Here is a 17032-nt window from a genome sequence, read left to right on the forward strand (position 1 = left end):
TCCGCCCCGTTCGCGTGGGCTCCTATGCGTTCATCGGCGCCGGCGCGCGCATCGGCCCCGGCGCGAGTGTGCCGCACAATGCCAACGTCCCCGCGCTCACCGTGGTCGGCGTCAATGAAAGCTACGGCGAAGCCACCCGCCACCCCGACAAGGAAGAAGCCCAGTTCGCGATGAGCTGATGCTGTCACCTCTTATACGCCCCGGCGGATTGCGCACGCCGGGCGCCATCGACCGTCACGTTGCGTACGTTACGCGGCTAGACTCTAAGCATCCACATCCGCTTCCAGGGCGAATTCCTGGATAAACTCGCGGCGCGGTTCGACGACGTCGCCCATCAGCTTGGAGAACATCTCGTCGGCGTCGTCGGCGTGGCTCACTTTCACTTGCAGCAGCGTGCGCACGTCGGCGTCGAGCGTGGTTTCCCAGAGTTGCTCGGCGTTCATTTCGCCCAAGCCTTTGTAGCGCTGGATCGACACGCCCTTCTGCCCCGCGCTTTCGATGGCGTGCAGCAAGGAGAGCGGCCCGTTGATGTCGATGGTCTCGCCGCCGCGCTTCAGATGCCCGCGCGCCATATAGGTCTCACGCAAAGCCGGCGCGCGATCGGCCAAGCGGCGCGCATCGACGGAGCTCAGGAAGAGCTTATCGAAGGTGGCGCGTTCGGCGACGCCGCGCACGGTGCGTTCGAGCACCAGCGCGCCATCGGGATCGAAGCGGCCAGTCCAATTGTCTTCGCCCTCTTCGGCGATCGCGTTCAGGCGCAGCGCCGCCGCTTGCGCTTCCGCGTCGCCAGCGCCCGTCGCGAACGCGCCGGCGATCGTGGCTTGCTCCAGCACGGCATCGGGCACGCGTGCATGCAAGCGCTTGATCAGGGTTTCGACCGCCATGGCTTCGCGCGCCAAGCGCTTCAAATCATCGCCCGCATATTGCGCGCCGCCCGCTTCCAGCACGGCGCCGGCGGAGCCCTCTTCGATCAGGAAGCTTTCGAACTCGGCCTGATCCTTCAAATAGCGCCCGCTCTTGCCCTTGGTGGCTTTGTAGAGCGGCGGCTGGGCGATGTAGAGATAACCGCCATCGATCAATTCCGGCATTTGCCGATAGAAGAACGTGAGCAGAAGCGTGCGGATGTGGGCGCCGTCAACGTCGGCGTCGGTCATGATGATGATCTTATGATAGCGCAGCTTCTTGATGTCGAAATCATCGCGGCCGATGCCGGTGCCGAGCGCGGTGATCAGCGTGCCGACTTGATCGGACGAGAGCATCTTATCGAAGCGCGCGCGCTCGACATTGAGGATTTTGCCGCGCAGCGGCAGCACGGCCTGGGTTTCGCGCGAGCGGCCTTGCTTGGCCGAGCCGCCGGCCGAGTCACCCTCGACGAGGAAAATCTCGGACTTGGCCGGGTCCTTCTCTTGGCAATCGGCGAGCTTGCCGGGCAAGGAGGCGACATCGAGCGTCGACTTACGGCGCATTTCGCGCGCCTTGCGCGCCGCTTCGCGCGCGGCGGCGGCCTGCACGATCTTGCCCATCACGTTCTTGGCGTGCGCGGGGTTTTCCTCGAACCATTGATTGAGCGCGTCGCTCATCAAGTTTTCGACCACCGGGCGCACTTCCGACGAGACCAATTTTTCCTTGGTCTGCGATGAGAATTTCGGGTCCGGCACCTTGACGGAGAGCACGCAGGTCAAGCCTTCGCGCGCGTCGTCGCCGGTGATCTCGACCTTTTCCTTTTTGGCGATGCCCGAGCTTTGCATGTAGGCATTCACCACGCGCGTCAGCGCGCCGCGGAAGCCGGCGACGTGGGTGCCGCCGTCCTTTTGCGGGATGTTGTTGGTGAAGCACAGCGTGTTCTCGTGATAGCCGTCATTCCATTGCAGCGCGGCTTCGACGCTGATGCCGTCCTTTTCGCCGACGACGTAGATCGTGTCGGGGATGAGCGCGGTGCGGCTGCGATCGAGGTGGGCGACATAAGCCTTGACGCCGCCTTCGTAGAAGAGCGTTTCCTCGAACGGTTCGGGACCGCGCAGATCCTTGAAGACGATGCGCACACCGGAGTTCAGGAAGGCGAGTTCGCGCAGCCGATGCTCGATCGTCTTGCGGTCGTATTCGACCATCGTGAAGGTCGCGGGGCTGGCCAGGAAGCGCACCGCAGTGCCGCGCTTGGGCTTGCCGTCTTCGAGCGGGGCTGGGCCCACTTCGGCGAGCGGCGCCTCGGCGTCGCCCATGCGGAAGCGCATGTAATGCTCTTTGCCGTTGCGCCAGATGCGTAGGTCGAGCCATTCGCTGAGCGCGTTGACGACGCTGACGCCGACGCCGTGCAGGCCGCCGGAGACCTTGTAGCTGTTTTGGTCGAACTTCCCGCCGGCGTGCAGCTGGGTCATGATGACCTCCGCCGCCGACACGCCCTCTTCCTGGTGGATGTCGGTGGGAATGCCGCGCCCGTTGTCAGTGATCTCAGCGCTGCCATCCGGATGCAAAATCACTTCGACCCGGGTCGCGTGCCCCGCCAGCGCCTCGTCGATCGCATTGTCGACGACCTCGTAGATCATGTGGTGCAACCCGGACCCATCGTCCGTGTCGCCGATATACATCCCAGGGCGCTTTCTTACCGCGTCTAAGCCCTTGAGAACTTTGATGGAATCCGCGCCATATTCAGGCGCGCTCACCGGTGCGTTTTGCGGAGCGGTCATACGTTTCGAATCGAGCTGGAAAACATGCTCGAATATAGGGATTTCGGGCCCGAAAGTCTCGATTTTTGGCGCCGAATTCGCCGGCCAAAAGGCTCAGAAAATCAGTGGCAAAGCCAGCCACATCGCGCCCCCGACAGCAAGCGCGCCCAGCAACAGCCAAAGCCCGTCGCGCGCGGTCATGCCGAGGCCGAAAAACACCACCGCCATCCCGGGGGCGAGAGGCGCCAGCGGGATGAGTCCGAGCGGAAAGGTCAGCAGCGCTGCCCCGATCACCAGCAGCGCTACGAAATTCACGAACGGCGGCCGCGAGAGGAAGATCAGGCGCGGCTTCAGCAACCCGTCAATCCCATTCGCGAAGCGCCTGCCCTGCTCCACCACGCCCTTCACGCTGTCGCGCGGCACGCCCATGTCGCGGGCTTTGCGCGGCAACCAGATGCGCTTCATGCCCAGCGCCATTTGACCGGCCACGAGCAAGGTGAGCGCGGCCACGAACCATGTCGTGCCCGGCAACGCGGTGAGCGGGGAAACGGCGATGAGCCCGATGACAAGCAGTATCGGCCCGTAGGTGCGTCGCCCCACGGAATCCAACACTTCGCCCAGTGTGAGTTTCTCGGGCGTATCGTCGTTGTCAGCCTTGTACGCGATATCATCGAGGACATCGTTGAGGCTAAGTGGCTCAGGGTGCGGCGGGGGCATATCCGATCCACGCGCGATTTTACGCGCGCCGTCAATGCGTCCTTGCACCGAATGACTGACACTGGGCATTGGCCGGGCAACGCAGCCGCCCGGGCCGATGTTCCGCTTAGCCGGCGATGCGCACCGGCAAGCTCTCGTAGCCCTTCACGAAGGACGAGAACACGCGCTTGGGCTCATCCACGACCTCGATATGGTCGAAGCGCTTCAGGATTTCTTCCCAGACGATGCGCAGCTGCATTTCACCCAGGCGATTGCCGACGCAACGGTGAATGCCGAAACCGAACGAGAGGTGACGACGCACATTCTCGCGTTCGATGTCGAACGCGTTGGGGTTGGCGATCACTTCTTCGTCGCGATTGCCCGAGACGTACCACATCACGACTTTGTCGTGCTTCTTGATCAATTTGCCGCCGAACTCGATGTCCTGCAGCGCAGTCCGCCGCATGAAAGCGAGCGGCGTTTGCCAGCGGATGGTCTCCGAAACGAGATTCGGGATCAAAGCCGGATTGGCCTTCAGCTTCGCATATTGCTCCGGGAATTTGTTGAGCGCGTACACGCTGCCCGAGATCGAATTGCGCGTCGTATCGTTGCCGCCGACGATCAGCAGGATCAGGTTTCCGAGATATTCCATCTGCGGCATGTTCTTTGTGCTCTCGCCATGCGCGAGCATCGAGATCAGATCGTTGCGCGGCGGCGCATTGGCGCGTTCCTGCCAAAGGTTCATGAAATAGGCCAAGCATTCCATCAGCTCGGCGCGGCGCTGCTCATCGCTTTCGACAATGCCGCCGCCAGGCGCGGCCGTCGCGACGTCAGACCAGCGCGTAAGCTTGCGACGATCTTCCCACGGAAAATCGAACAAGGTCGCCAGCATCTGAGTCGTGAGTTCGATCGAAATCTTGTCGACCCAATTGAACACCTCGTTGCGCGGCACTTCATCCAACAATTTGCCCGCGCGTTCGCGGATCACCGGTTCAAGATGGGCCAGATGGTTGGGCGCGACGATCGGCGAGACCGTTTTGCGCTGCACGTCGTGCTTGGGCGGGTCCATCGCGATGAACATCGGCAGCGCGAAATCCTCTTCCGGATCGAACAGCACGATCGACGGCTCGGAGGAAAACACTTGGTGGTTTGTATCGACCGCCATGATGTCGTTGAACTTGGTGATCGACCAATACGGTCCGTTTTGGCTGTCCGGACAATAATGCACCGGATCTTCCTTGCGCAGACGCTCGAAGAACGGCCAGAAATTGTTGTCACGGAAACGCTCGGGACGGCTGATGTCCAGGGTCGACAAATCCGTCGTCCAGGCATCCTCGTTGGGATCGTAATTGAAGACGTAATCAGGATTCTCGACGCGGACGTAATCAGGGTTGGCCATGTGCGTTTCCTCTTTCCGTGTACGTCAGCAAATTTACGGGCCCTTGTCACCGTGACGCGTGCGTCAGGTTGGCGTCACTTTTCCGTCCTTGACCTCAAATCGCTGCGCGCGGTCACCGAACGCGTCGAACAGATTTTCGTCCGTTCCGGTGAGCCAAGCTTGCCCCGCATTTGCGAGTAATTCGTCGAAAAGCGCCGCGCGGCGGACACCGTCCAAGTGCGCGGCCGCTTCATCGATCAGGATCAGCGACGGACCGGCGCCAGGATCACCGGCCAGCGCGCGCGCCTGGGCAAGTGTCAACCCGACCAGCAAGGCCTTCTGTTCTCCGGTCGAGCACTGGTCCGCCGGCATGTCCTTGGCGGCGTGCCGCGCGAGCAAATCGGAGCGATGCGGACCATCCAGCGCGCGCCCGGCCCCAGCGTCACGTCCACGGACATCGCGCAGCAATTCGGCAAAATCCTCTTCAACATCAGCGCTCGCCGCGCCGTTTTCGAAGCGCGCCTCGAGTAGGCCTTCAAGTGCCAGCAGCGCTTTCGGGAAAGCGCCATCTGGACGCGTGTCTATCGCGCTTTGCAGGCGATGCAGCGTCTCCACCCGCGCGGCCGCGATCGCGGCGCCGTGCGCGGACATCTCACGCTCGAGGCCTCCGAGCCATGCATCGTCAAAGACACGCTCGCTCAGGAGACGCTGACGCTCACGCATGGCGCGCTCGTAGGCGGCGGCGCTATGCCCGTGCTCGGAGGCGCGCGCCAGCGTGAGCCGGTCAAAGAATTTGCGTCGATCGCCGGCGGGACCCGACCACAGCCGATCCATCGCCGGCGTCAGCCAGGTCATGCGCGCGGCTTCGGCCAGTTCAGCGGCGGTTGCAGGCTGGCCGTCCCGCCGCGCGACCCGTTTCACGCCCCCTTCGGGCGTGCGCTCCGCGCCGGCGCCCACCACGGTCTCTTCGCCATCATGCACGATACGGGCGGAGACGGCCCAGGGCTGCGCACGGACATCATCGCCGGCACGCGCGACTTCGGTCAGCGACGCGCCGCGCAAGCCCCGACCAGGCGCGAGCATCGTAAGCGCTTCAAGGATGTTGGTCTTGCCCGCGCCATTGGGGCCAAACAGGCAAACAGGTCTGCCGTCGAGCTCAAGATCGAGCGCGGCGTGATTACGGAAATTCGTGAGCGTGAGTCGCGAAACAAAGAGATTGTAGCTCAAATTGCTCCTCCGCGTGGGTAGGAGCTGTCACGCAAAGCGTGACTGAGGGGGGACGGCGCGACGGCGACCGGGCTTACCCCCTCCGGTTCGCTGCGCTCGCCACCTCCCCCGCATGCGGGGGAGGAATGCATCACACCCTCAGCGGCATCAACACGTAGAGCGCTTGATCATCCGCTTCATCGCGCACCAGCGTTGGCGAGCCGGAATCGGCAAGCTCGAACACGGCCGAGCCGCCTTCGATCTGACCAGCGACGTCGAGCAAATATTTGGCGTTGAAACCGATCTCCATCGCGTCAGATTCATATTCTGCCGGCAAATCTTCGGTGGCGACGCCAGCGTCGGGATTGTTCACGGTGAGCGTAACTTTGTCCTTCTCGAGCGCGAGGCGCACAGAGCGCGAGCGCTCGGCCGACACTGTGGCGACACGATCGACGGCTTCCGCGAACGACTTATTGTCGATCTTCAGCTTCTTGGAATTGTTTTTCGGAATGACGCGCGCGTATTCCGGGAACGAGCCGTCGATCAGCTTCGAAGTGAGCACCGCGTCGCCCAGCGCGAAGCGGATTTTCTGCGGCGAGACGGCGATCTCGACCATGTCGGACGCGTCGTCCAGCAGGCGCTTCAATTCGTTGATCGTCTTACGCGGGACAATCACGCCCGGCATGCCCGTCGCGCCCTTGGGCGCTGTCGCATCGGCGAGCGCAAGGCGATGGCCATCGGTCGCCACGGCGCGCAGCTTCGCGCCATCGGCTTCGACGGTGTGGAAGAAGATGCCGTTCAGATAATAGCGCGTCTCTTCGGTGGAAATGGCGAAGCGCGTCTTGTCGATCAGGCGCGCGAGTTCAGTCGGCTCGATTTCAAAACGCGTGTCGAAACCGTCGGACGGCATCGAGGGGAAGTCGCCAGCCGGCAGGATCGGCAAATGAAGGCGCGACTTGCCGGCGGACAGGAACAAGCGCGGATCATCGGTCGAGGCGTCCAACTTGACGGCCGAACCATCCGGCAGCTTGCGCACGAAATCGTAGAGATAATTCGCCGGGGCCGTGGTCTGGCCGCCGCGTTCGACTTCGGCGTGCGCCGATTCCGAAATCTCGATGTCGAGGTCGGTCGCCGTGAGCTTCAGGCTATCGCCCTGAGCCGACAAAAGCACGTTGGATAGAATCGGGATCGTGTTCCGGCGTTCGACGACGCTTTGCACGTGATTGAGCGCTTTCAGGAGCGCCGAGCGCTCGATCGTGAGCCGCATAGTTTCTTCCCGTCCCGCCGCCCCCTCATTATGCGGGGGCCTGATACGAACACCCCCCGCGCGCGGCCTGAGTCGCCGCCCGCAGGGGGTGAGAAACTAGCAGAAGCCGCGCGATGCTAAAGCCAAAATTACAAGACTTTGCGATCGTTCGGCTTCAGGCGCCCCAAGATGCGCCAGAGTCAGGGCTCGCGGCGGATGGCGCGCGCCAAGTTCTCGATCTCTGCCTTGGTCGCCGGATCTTGCTCGACCAATTGGGCAATACGGTCGCGGGCGTACATGATTGTTGTGTGGTCGAAGCCGCCGAAACGCTGGCCGATATCGGGCAGCGACGCGTGCGTCATGCGGCAGGCCAGGAACATGGCGATCTGACGCGGACGCGCGATCGAGTGACGACGGGTGCGCTCCAACAATTGCTGAACGCTCATATTGTAGTGGCGAGCCACGACCTTCTGCACGAGCTGTACCGTGATGCGGCGCTCCGCAGCGTCGGACAATTTGCTTTGCAGAGCGTTCGCGGCGGCTTCTAGCGTCACTGTTGTCCCTCCAGAGATTTTGGATTCGATAAGGAGTTGGCACACGGCCCCGTCCAGCTCGCGGCCGGTGACATGCATGCGATCTGCGATCATGTCGAGCGCTTCTGGCGCCACACTGAATCCCGGATTTGAGCGCGCGTGATGCGCAACGCGCATATCCAGAATGCGACGGCGCAGCGCCGTATCTGGCTCGCTGATCTCAGACGAAGCGGCGCCCTTCAATTTCGCGCGCAGCGTATCGTCCAGACCTTCAAGGCCTTCCGCACCGTGATTGGCGGCGAGCACGACTTGGCCGCCGCGGCGGGTGAGATCGTGGAAGGTGTCGAACGCTTCTTCTTGCGTCGCGCGTTTACCGCAGATGCGGTGGAAGTCGTCGATGATCAGCAGATCCGGCGCGCGCACCATTTCCTTGAAGGACGAAGAGTCGCGCTTCTTGTGCAGCGCCGATTGGAACGTCTCCAGGAATTCCTGGCCCGTCATCATCAGCACGTTGCGCCCCTGCTCCATCGCGTCTTGCGCAATGGCCGTGAGCAGATGCGTCTTACCGCAGCCTGGTGGAGAATGGACCAGCCATACCGGGAAACTGACGCCGACGCGCTGCGCAATCATTTGCGCGACGGTGAAGGCGTGCTGGTTCGAGGCGCCGACGCAGAACGTGCCAAAGCTAAACGATTGCGGGTTCTGACGCGGCGCCGGAGCAGCGGTCGCCGTGGCCGGGCGCGCATCGCCGCCAATGCGGGCGTCGGCCAGATCGCGGACGTCCACGGGAATTTCGTGTTCTAGGAGAATGCTGATCGGACCCAGCTCAGGCAGGTACGAGCGCAGACGCGCTTCCAGCCGCGGCTGGATCTGCTGGCGCAAACGCTCCTTCGCCATCTGTGAATTGGTGCGGAACAGGAGCGTCCCGTCCCAATCAGCCACCAACGCCAGATCATTGACGTAGGAGCGGTAGATGTCCGCCCCGAGCTCCACATTCAGCTCCCGGCGTACGCGCTCATAGGCCTGCGCCGCCGTCAGGCCCGTCGCATCGCGACGAGCCGCTTCTTCCACCTGATCCATGCCAACCCCCGCAAGAATCTTGGTTAATTTTCAGCCCCGTACGGCAGGCACACGTCTCCTGTTCGAGCCGAATGACCCTTTCGGCCCGATGCCTCGGCATCGGTGTCATGAAGCGTCGAACAGCGAGTGCGCTCGCCGGACAAGCGAAACGATGCGCCAGCCGAAAAGGGAAATCAATAGGCCAAACGGCTAACGATCTTTACTTCTTCGCAATATCCACAGCTCGGTTTATTGCTTTGATTTGTAAAGGAAAAATCGCGTATTCGATATGTTCGAATGCTCCGAACACGGAGCATCCTTCACCATACCGACATGGCGTTATTGCAAAACTGAAACGTGAGGATTCGCAAGCCCTTGGCGACGAAAATGCACGCCAAACGGGAAACTTTTGCAGTCTTACTTGGACGCCGAAAGCGCACCAATGCGCTTGGCCAAGCGCGACACCTTACGGCTCGCCGTGTTCTTGTGCAGAACGCCCTTTGTCACCGCGCGCATGGTCTCAGACTCGGCCTGCTTCAACGCGGCCGCCGCAGCCTTGGCGTCGCCAGCGGCCAGCGCTTCTTCCACACCACGCCACGTCGAACGCACGCGAGAGCGACGCGACTTGTTCACCGCAGTGCGGCGACCAATGACGCGGTTGGCTTTCTTTGCGGACTTCGTGTTCGCCATGTGAAAATGGTCCAGACTTGACTTGATTTCGGTAACGGAAGCGCGGGGCTATAGCCGGCGGCAAAGCCGGCGTCAAATGCTCAGCGGTGTTTAAATTCGGGCGGCCGCTTTGCGATAAAGGCGGCCATGCCCTCCTTCTGATCCTCGGTGGCAAAAAGGCTATAAAACAAGCGCCGTTCGAGCCGCAGACCTTCGTTCAAGGGCGTCTCAAAGGCGGCGTTAACCGCTTCCTTGTTGGCGATGGTCGAGAGCTGGCCAAAGCTCGCGATTTTCTTGGCCGCGGCGAGGGTCTCTTCCATCAGCTTGTCGGCGGGCACGATGCGGGCGACGAGGCCGGCGCGCTCGGCTTCTGCGGCGTCCATCATCCGCCCGGTGAGGCACAGATCCATGGCCTTGGCTTTGCCAACACTCTTGGTCAGGCGCTGCGAGCCGCCCCAAGCGGGCATCACCCCCAAAGTGATCTCAGGCTGGCCGAATTTGGCGGTGTCGGCGGCGATGATGAAGTCGCACATCATGGCGAGTTCGCAGCCCCCGCCCAGCGCATACCCGGCAACCGCCGCGATCAGGGGCTTACGGGTGCGCGGCACGCGCTCCAGATTGGCGAACGGATCGCGCTTATAGAAATCGCTGAATTGGCCTTCGGCCATTTGCTTGATGTCGGCGCCGGCGGCGAATGCCTTCTCCGAGCCGGTGATGATGATGCAGCCGATCGCCGCGTCCGCTTCGAACGTATCGAGCGCCGCGCTCAGCTCAGCGATCAGCGCGTCATTCAACGCATTTAGCGCTTTCGGGCGATTGAGACGAATGATGCCGACGCCGGCATCGGTTTCGACCAGAATGTTCTCGTAAGTCATGGCGCTTGATTGCGCCGCGCGCGTGCGAAAATCAATCGGCGAGCGACGAGGGCCGCATGAACAGACGCACGCGCAGCGCCGAGCCCGTCGGTTGCGGCGCGATGGTGAGCGCCAAACGCTCGCGCCCGCGCAGGAAAATCAGATCGCCCTGCTCGCTGACACCGGGACTTTGCGCCCAGCCGAGCGCGGGTAAGGTTTGTGTGTAGAAGGTGCGGATCGTCGCCGGCGGCGCCTCGCCGCTGGCGCTCGCGCCAATGATGCGGCCCGCGGCGCCGTCGAAGCTGAAGCCTGGCGCGCTTTCATCGAGACCGGGCGCGACCGGCAAATCCTCAATTGCGTCAAAATATTCCGCGTGCGCGGGTGTCGCGAAAAGAGCGAGAGCGATGAAAGCGAAACGACTCACACGTGGAGAATAACACGGTTCGAAATTGCCGAGCGCTTAACGCTGACATTTCGGACACCAGAAGCTGGAGCGCCCGCCATGCGTTGCGCGCACGATCACGCCGTTGCAATTCGGCGTCGCGCAAGCTTCGCCTTCCTGGTCATACACCCGAAAGCGATGCTGAAAGCCGCCCTGCGCGCCATCGACTTGCGCGTAGTCACTGAGCGTCGAGCCGCCCGCCTCGATCGCTTCTTCGAGGACGGCGCGGATAGCGTGATAGAGCTTTTCCAAACGCTGCGCCGCAATGCGCCCCGCTTCCTTCGTCGGCGCAATGCCGGCGCGGTGCAAAGCTTCAACAACATAGATATTGCCAAGGCCGGCGACGACACGTTGATCGAGCAACGCCGCTTTGATGCTGGTCTTCTTACCGGCCAAAGCCTTCTTGAAATACGGCATATGAAAATGATTGCCGAGCGGCTCTGGCCCCATCGCTTTAAAGAAAGGATGCGCCTCGAGTTCGCTCTCGGCGATCAAATCCATGTAGCCGAAGCGGCGCGGATCGTTGAACTCCAAGCGCGCGCCCTCTTCCATCTCCAGCACCACATGCGTGTGCGTGGGATTTGTCGGCTCGGCGTAATAGAAATCACCCGGCTGACGCTTCGCGCCAAGGATCGACCAGCGCCCCGTCATGCCCAGATGCGTGATCCAGACATTGCCGTCGTCCAAGTGCGCCAGCAGATATTTCGCGCGCCGCTCCAACGCATCCACGCGCCGGCCCGAGAGCCGCGCCGCGAACCGCGCCGGAAACGGAAAGCGCAGATCAGCGCGCTTCGTCTGCGCGCGCTTGATCCGCCGCCCCACCAGCGCCGGCGCCAAGCCGCGCCGCACGGTTTCGACTTCGGGCAGCTCAGGCATGCGGCGAAAGGTCTAGGTATCTGGCGGAAATCAAACGCGAAAGCATGAGGCTCCGATATAGCCCCGCCCCGCCCGCGCCGCTATGGTCCGGGCCATGACCGACACCCCCGCTGGCGAGACCGCCTCATTCGGATTCCAGGACGTGCCCAAGGCCGAGAAGGCCTCCAAGGTGCGCGCCGTCTTCTCCTCGGTCGCCAGCAAATACGACCTCATGAACGACGCCATGAGCGGCGGTTTGCACCGGGTCTGGAAGGACGCCGCCGCCGCCAAGCTCAACCCGCAGCCGGGCGAACTCATTCTCGATGTCGCCGGCGGTACGGGCGACATCGCGCGCCGGCTCAAGAAACTGGGCGACAACGCAGCCAAACGGCGTGGGCTTGAGCCGCCGGAAATCCACGTCATCGACATCAACACTGAGATGCTCGAGGCCGGCCGTGCGCGCGGCGAGGATGGCCTTTTCTGGCACGAGGGCGACGCAGAAAATCTGCCCGTCGATGATCACGTGGCCGACGCCTACATCATCAGCTTCGGCATCCGGAATTGCACCGATGTTCCCGCCGTGCTGCGCGAAGCTAAACGGGTGTTAAAGCCTGGCGGGCGGTTCTTCTGTCTGGAATTCTCGCGCCTCGCTATCGGCGGGCTCGAGCCGGTTTATGATTTCTATTCTTTTAACGCGATCCCGGCGCTGGGGAAATTGCTCGCGAACGACGCGGATTCCTACAGATATTTGGTCGAATCCATCCGTCGGTTTCCGGATCAGGAAACATTTCTCAATATGATCCGTGAGGCGGGCTTCGCACGCACGGCCTACCGGAACATGGCCGGCGGCGTTTGCGCGCTGCATTGGGGTTGGTCGGTTTAGTGTTTTCCTGGTTTGGACATTCCTGGCGCTTGATCCGCGTAGCTTGGACGCTGGCGCGGTTCGATGTGCTGTTGCCGTCGGAATATTACGACCGCTACCCGACGTCGCTGCAGGCGACGCACACGGTGCTGAGCCTCATCGCCAAGCGCAAGCGCGGTCGCAGCGTCGGCGAACGATTGGCCAAGGCGCTGGAGCGTCTCGGCCCGGCCTATGTGAAGGTCGGCCAATTCTTGGCGACACGGCCGGACATGATCGGCGTCACCGTGGCTCAGGAACTCGGTCGGCTAAAGGATCGCCTGCCGCCCTTCGCACGCACCGTCGCGCTCGACACCATCAACGCGGAACTCGGCGGCACCGAGGAATTGTTCGCCGGCATTTCCGAGGCGATGGCCGCCGCCTCGATCGCCCAAGTGCACCAAGCCATCGTACCGCGCCAAGGCGTCGTCGCGATCAAGGTGATGCGCCCGCGCATCGAAAAGAAGATGGCCAAGGAAATGGCCGCGCTGCGCTTCCTGGCGCAAGCGATCGAATTCTTCTCGCCGCGCTCGCGTCGGCTTGAGCCGGTGCAATTCATCGACACCGTGAAGGCCGCGACCGAGCGCGAATTGGATTTGCGTCTTGAAGCCGGCGCCGCCGCGGAATTCCGAGAAGTGGCGGAGAAGGACGGCTATCTCTCCGTGCCGGAGATTGATTGGTCGCGCTCGTCCAAGCGGGTGATGACGCTCGATTGGATCGACGGCGTGCCGCTGACGGATTCGCGCGCGCTGGATAAAGCCGGCGCCGACCGCAGCGAACTCGCCATCAAGATTACACGCGGCTTCCTGGCCGCCGCGCTCGATTACGGCTTCTTCCACGCCGACATGCACGAGGGCAACCTCATGTACGGCAAGGACGGTAAGCTCTGGATCGTCGATTTCGGCATCATGGGCCGCATCGGCCACAAGGAGCGCCGCTACCTCGCCGAAATCCTCTACGGCTTCTTGCGCCGCGATTATCGCCGCGTGGCCGAAGTGCACCAGGAAGCCGGCTACGTGCCGGAGAAATTCACGGTCGAGGAATTCGCCCAGGCTTTACGCGCGATCGGCGAGCCGATCTTCGGCAAGACGGCGGATTCGATTTCGATGAGCCGCCTGCTGCTGCAACTGTTCGACGTTACGCATATGTTCGGCATGCATTTGCGGCCGGAATTGGTGCTGTTGCAAAAGACCATGGTGCAGGTCGAAGGCGTCGCGCGCGGGCTCGACCCCAAACACGATATGTGGACGGCCGCACGCCCGATCGTGGAGCGCTGGGTCGAACGCGAATTGGGCGCCGAAGCGATCGCCAAGCGGGCGATCGATGAAGTGGGCCATGGGCTTGGCGCGCTGCGCCGCCTGCCGCACACTTTGATCGCGCTCGAAGCCGCCGCGCGCAAAGTCAGCACCGAAGCGCCGCGCGAAGAGCGCAAATGGTATCAAATGCCGGCCTTCTGGCTGGGCCTCGTCGGCGGCGCGCTGATCATGTTCGTGTTCGGACCGCGCAGCGTAGAGCGTGAAGTGGTGCAACCGACGCCAGAGCCGGCGCGTATTGAACAGCCGGTTGCGCCGCCGGTCGCCACCGCGCCCATCCCGCCTGCCGTGGAAGAAGCGCAAGAGACGACAGGCGCTGCGGACACCGAAGCAGAAACGGCGACGCCGGAGGCGCAGCCATGAGTAAGCGCGTCCTTCTCATCATCGGCGGCGGTATCGCCGCCTACAAAAGCCTCGAACTGATCCGTCGCCTGAAGGAGGCGGGCGTTGCGGTGCGCGTGGTGATGACGGACGCGGCGCAGAAATTCGTGACGCCGCTGGCCGCTGGCGCACTGGTCGGCGAACCTGTGTTCACCGACCTGTTCGATCAAGCCCGAGAATTCGACGTCGGCCACATCCGACTGGCGCGCGAAACCGATCTCATCATCGTCGCGCCCGCGACGGCGGATTTGATGGCCAAGGCCGCCAACGGTTTGGCGAATGATCTCGCCTCCGCCGTGCTGCTCGCCACCGACAAGCCGGTGCTGATGGCGCCGGCGATGAATCCGTACATGTGGGCGAACGCGGCGACGCAACGCAATTTCGCGCAGCTGCAAGCCGACAATTGCAAATTCGTCGGCCCCAACGAAGGCGAGATGGCTGAGCGCGGCGAACGCGGCCTTGGCCGCATGGCCGAGCCGGAGCAAATCCGCGACGCGGCACTCGCCCTCCTCCAAGACGGCCCGCTCAAAGGCAAGCGCGCCCTAGTGACGGCGGGCCCGACGATCGAGGCGATCGATCCAGTGCGCTTCCTCTCCAACCGCTCCAGCGGCAAGCAAGGCTATGCGATTGCCGCCGCCCTCGCCGAACTTGGCGCCGAGGTGACTCTCGTCTCCGGCCCGACAGCGCTCAGCGCACCGCGCGGCGTAACGCGCGTCAGCGTCGAAAGCGCGCGCGAAATGTTGGACGCGAGTCAAGCAGCGTTGCCGCTGGATGTCGCCGTGATGGTCGCCGCCGTCGCTGATTGGCGCCCGGACGCGATCTCAGACGAGAAGATCAAGAAAGACAAAGCCGGCATTCCCGGCATCGCCCTGGTCGAGAACCCCGACATTCTCGCCACGCTCTCGAAGCCCGGCAAGAAGCGCCCAAAGCTGGTGATCGGCTTCGCCGCCGAGACCAACGACGTCGAAGCCCACGCCCGCGCCAAGATCGCCAAGAAGGGCTGCGACTGGATAATCGCCAACGACGTCTCCGGCGATGTGATGGGCGGTGATGACAATACGGTCATGCTCATCAGCAAAGACCGCTCGGAAACCTGGGCGCGTATGCCGAAAGACGTAGTGGCGCGTAAGTTGGCGGTAGAAATTGCCGCAGCCCTCAGCGCGAAAAGTCCTGGCCGGAAGTGAACGTAAGGGCTTGAGCCCAGCGCTCTGGACGCTATGTAAGCGTCTCCAATCTCAACCCTGCCGATTCTAGCGCCGCGTGCGCACGCGCGGGCTACAGGACTGTCGATGAGCATCCCAAACCACAACGAACGCCGTGACGCCGCCCTCGCCGCCAAAAAGGCGATGCTGGAAAAATTCAAGACCAAGCCGCAGATCGACCCAGCCATCGCCGCGCAGCGCGCCGCCGAGGCTAAGGCCCGCGAAGAAAAGCGCATCGCCGCCGAGCAGAAGCGCCGTGAGCGCGTCGAAATGGAAAAGCTCGAGCGCAAGCTCGCCGCCGAGGAAAAGGAGCGCGCCGAAGCCGAAGCCGCCCGCCTCGCCGCCGAGGAAGCCGAGCGCAAGCGTTTGGCTGACATCGAGGCCGCTGAAATCCTGGCCTTCGAACAAAAGGCCCGCCGCGACCTCAAATACGCCGCGCGCAAGGCCCGCCAGAGCGGCAAGCGGTAAGATCGCCTAGCCTCCCCAGCGCGGGCGAATCCGCGCATGGGGTGGATATGAGCACCACAATCCAAATCCAGGTTGCGCCGCTGGCGCATTTTGAAGGCTTGCAGCTGCCGGCGTATGAGACGGCGCTTTCAGCCGGCATGGATTTGCGCGCCGCGGTTCCCGAGGATGCGCCGCTTGTGGTGGCGCCCGGCGAACGCGTGCTGGCGCCGACAGGGCTCACGATTGCGCTGCCGGCTGGCTACGAGGCGCAAGTGCGGCCGCGCTCGGGGCTCGCGCTGAAGCACGGTCTCACCTGCCTCAACACGCCCGGCACGATCGACGCCGATTATCGCGGCGAAGTGAAAGTCATCCTGATCAATCTCGGCCAAGAGCCGTTCACGATCAAACGCGGCGAGCGCATCGCGCAGATGGTGATCGCACCGGTGACGCAAGGGGTCTGGGACGTGGTCGAGACGCTGTCGGAAACCGCGCGCGGCGCCGGCGGCTTCGGCTCGACCGGGCGCGGCTAGTCTTTCACGCACAGATCGCGCGCCGCGCGGATGCCGCGCGCGGCTTGGCTGTGCATTTGCCGGCGCAGCAGAATGGCGACGGTCGCCGCCACGCCAAGCACCATCGCCCACGGGCTAATCAGCCACGCCGCCGCGGCGAGCGCGAAATAATAGGCGCGCACGCCGGTGTTGAAGGCGGCGAAGGACGGGTGCAGCACATCGCTCGCGGCGGCGACGAAGGCTGCGTGTTTTTCCTTTTCACCCGCTTCGGGCGCGGCGCCCAAGAGCGCCATGGCGTAATTTAGCTGGCGAATAGCCCAGACGAAATCGAGCAGGCCGCGTGAGAGCGTGATGATCACCACGCCGACCTTGAGCTCAATCAGCCAATCCGAAGCCGGCGACGCGAATTCCAGATCCTGCAAATTCGAGCGCATCGCTTCGCCGCCAAACAGCACGCCGGCTGCGGCGGCGATGACAAGCAGATTGGTGGAGGCGAAGAACGACGCGGAATTGAGCAAATGCCCAAGCAGGTTCACGTCCATGATTCGATTGTCGCGGGCGAGGAATTGGCGCATCCACGCCTCGCGCACCGGGTACATATCAATATTGATGCTACCGCCTCGTCTCTTGGCCAAAGCGCGGCGCAACGGCTCGTAACCGATCCAGCACAGAATAAAGATC

Annotated in this window: 16 protein-coding genes; 5 read left to right on the forward strand and 11 right to left on the reverse strand. The window is 62.9% G+C overall.

The genetic code is table 11. The features are described 5' to 3' along the window. Positions 1-263 precede the first annotated feature (263 nt). From gyrB to mutM, 10 genes are all read right to left on the reverse strand, one after another. Positions 264-2684, reverse strand: a complete 2421-nt coding sequence (gene gyrB, locus VF769_RS09230) for a DNA topoisomerase (ATP-hydrolyzing) subunit B (protein ID WP_331008105.1) — start codon at positions 2682-2684, stop codon at positions 264-266. A gap of 93 nt (positions 2685-2777) precedes the next feature. After that, positions 2778-3380 (reverse strand): exopolysaccharide biosynthesis protein, encoded by a 603-nt coding sequence (locus VF769_RS09235; protein ID WP_331008106.1) that lies wholly within the window; start codon positions 3378-3380, stop codon positions 2778-2780. A gap of 106 nt (positions 3381-3486) precedes the next feature. Continuing rightward, positions 3487-4758, reverse strand: a complete 1272-nt coding sequence (locus VF769_RS09240; protein WP_331008107.1) for a cytochrome P450 — start codon at positions 4756-4758, stop codon at positions 3487-3489. 63 nt (positions 4759-4821) lie between these two features. Continuing rightward, entirely contained in the window at positions 4822-5964 is a 1143-nt protein-coding gene (recF, locus tag VF769_RS09245) for a DNA replication/repair protein RecF (RefSeq protein WP_331008108.1), read from the reverse strand. Between the two features lie 130 nt (positions 5965-6094). Continuing rightward, positions 6095-7210 (reverse strand): DNA polymerase III subunit beta, encoded by a 1116-nt coding sequence (gene dnaN / locus VF769_RS09250; RefSeq protein WP_331008109.1) that lies wholly within the window; start codon positions 7208-7210, stop codon positions 6095-6097. A 179-nt stretch (positions 7211-7389) separates the two neighbouring features. After that, the gene (locus tag VF769_RS09255; RefSeq protein ID WP_331008110.1) at positions 7390-8802 is read right to left on the reverse strand and encodes a DnaA ATPase domain-containing protein; all 1413 of its coding nucleotides are present in this window, start codon (positions 8800-8802) and stop codon (positions 7390-7392) included. A gap of 396 nt (positions 8803-9198) precedes the next feature. Beyond that, complete coding sequence (gene rpsT, locus VF769_RS09260) at positions 9199-9471, reverse strand: 30S ribosomal protein S20 (protein ID WP_331008111.1); 273 nt, start codon at positions 9469-9471, stop codon at positions 9199-9201. Between the two features lie 80 nt (positions 9472-9551). Continuing rightward, positions 9552-10325 carry an enoyl-CoA hydratase gene (locus VF769_RS09265; protein ID WP_331008112.1) on the reverse strand — a complete coding sequence of 258 codons (774 nt, stop codon included), beginning with the start codon at positions 10323-10325 and terminating at the stop codon, positions 9552-9554. Positions 10326-10356: 31 nt separating this feature from the next. After that, positions 10357-10728: a hypothetical protein gene (locus tag VF769_RS09270; RefSeq protein ID WP_331008113.1), complete on the reverse strand. Its 372-nt coding sequence runs from the start codon at positions 10726-10728 to the stop codon at positions 10357-10359. Positions 10729-10764: 36 nt separating this feature from the next. Continuing rightward, positions 10765-11622 (reverse strand): bifunctional DNA-formamidopyrimidine glycosylase/DNA-(apurinic or apyrimidinic site) lyase, encoded by an 858-nt coding sequence (mutM, locus tag VF769_RS09275; RefSeq protein ID WP_331008114.1) that lies wholly within the window; start codon positions 11620-11622, stop codon positions 10765-10767. Positions 11623-11716: 94 nt separating this feature from the next. Between mutM and VF769_RS09280 the strand changes: the two genes are divergently transcribed. From VF769_RS09280 to dut, 5 genes are all read left to right on the forward strand, one after another. Then, positions 11717-12484 (forward strand): class I SAM-dependent methyltransferase, encoded by a 768-nt coding sequence (locus VF769_RS09280; RefSeq protein ID WP_331008115.1) that lies wholly within the window; start codon positions 11717-11719, stop codon positions 12482-12484. A 29-nt stretch (positions 12485-12513) separates the two neighbouring features. After that, the gene (gene ubiB / locus VF769_RS09285) at positions 12514-14175 is read left to right on the forward strand and encodes a 2-polyprenylphenol 6-hydroxylase (RefSeq protein ID WP_331008116.1); all 1662 of its coding nucleotides are present in this window, start codon (positions 12514-12516) and stop codon (positions 14173-14175) included. Next, entirely contained in the window at positions 14172-15377 is a 1206-nt protein-coding gene (gene coaBC, locus VF769_RS09290) for a bifunctional phosphopantothenoylcysteine decarboxylase/phosphopantothenate--cysteine ligase CoaBC (protein WP_331008117.1), read from the forward strand. Before ubiB ends, coaBC begins: the two co-directional genes overlap by 4 nt. A gap of 105 nt (positions 15378-15482) precedes the next feature. Further along, a complete protein-coding gene (locus VF769_RS09295) occupies positions 15483-15863 on the forward strand; it encodes a DUF6481 family protein (protein ID WP_331008118.1) in 381 nt (126 codons plus the stop codon). Positions 15864-15910: 47 nt separating this feature from the next. Further along, positions 15911-16372 (forward strand): dUTP diphosphatase, encoded by a 462-nt coding sequence (gene dut, locus VF769_RS09300; RefSeq protein ID WP_331008119.1) that lies wholly within the window; start codon positions 15911-15913, stop codon positions 16370-16372. On the opposite strand, the gene VF769_RS09305 is transcribed toward dut, so the two are convergent. Beyond that, on the reverse strand, positions 16369-17032 hold a 664-nt coding region (locus tag VF769_RS09305), incomplete at its 5' end, for a DUF599 domain-containing protein (protein ID WP_331008120.1). The two genes, dut and VF769_RS09305, sit on opposite strands and share 4 nt — an antisense overlap.

Source organism: Vitreimonas sp., from assembly GCF_036392335.1.
GTDB lineage: Bacteria > Pseudomonadota > Alphaproteobacteria > Caulobacterales > Aquidulcibacteraceae > Vitreimonas.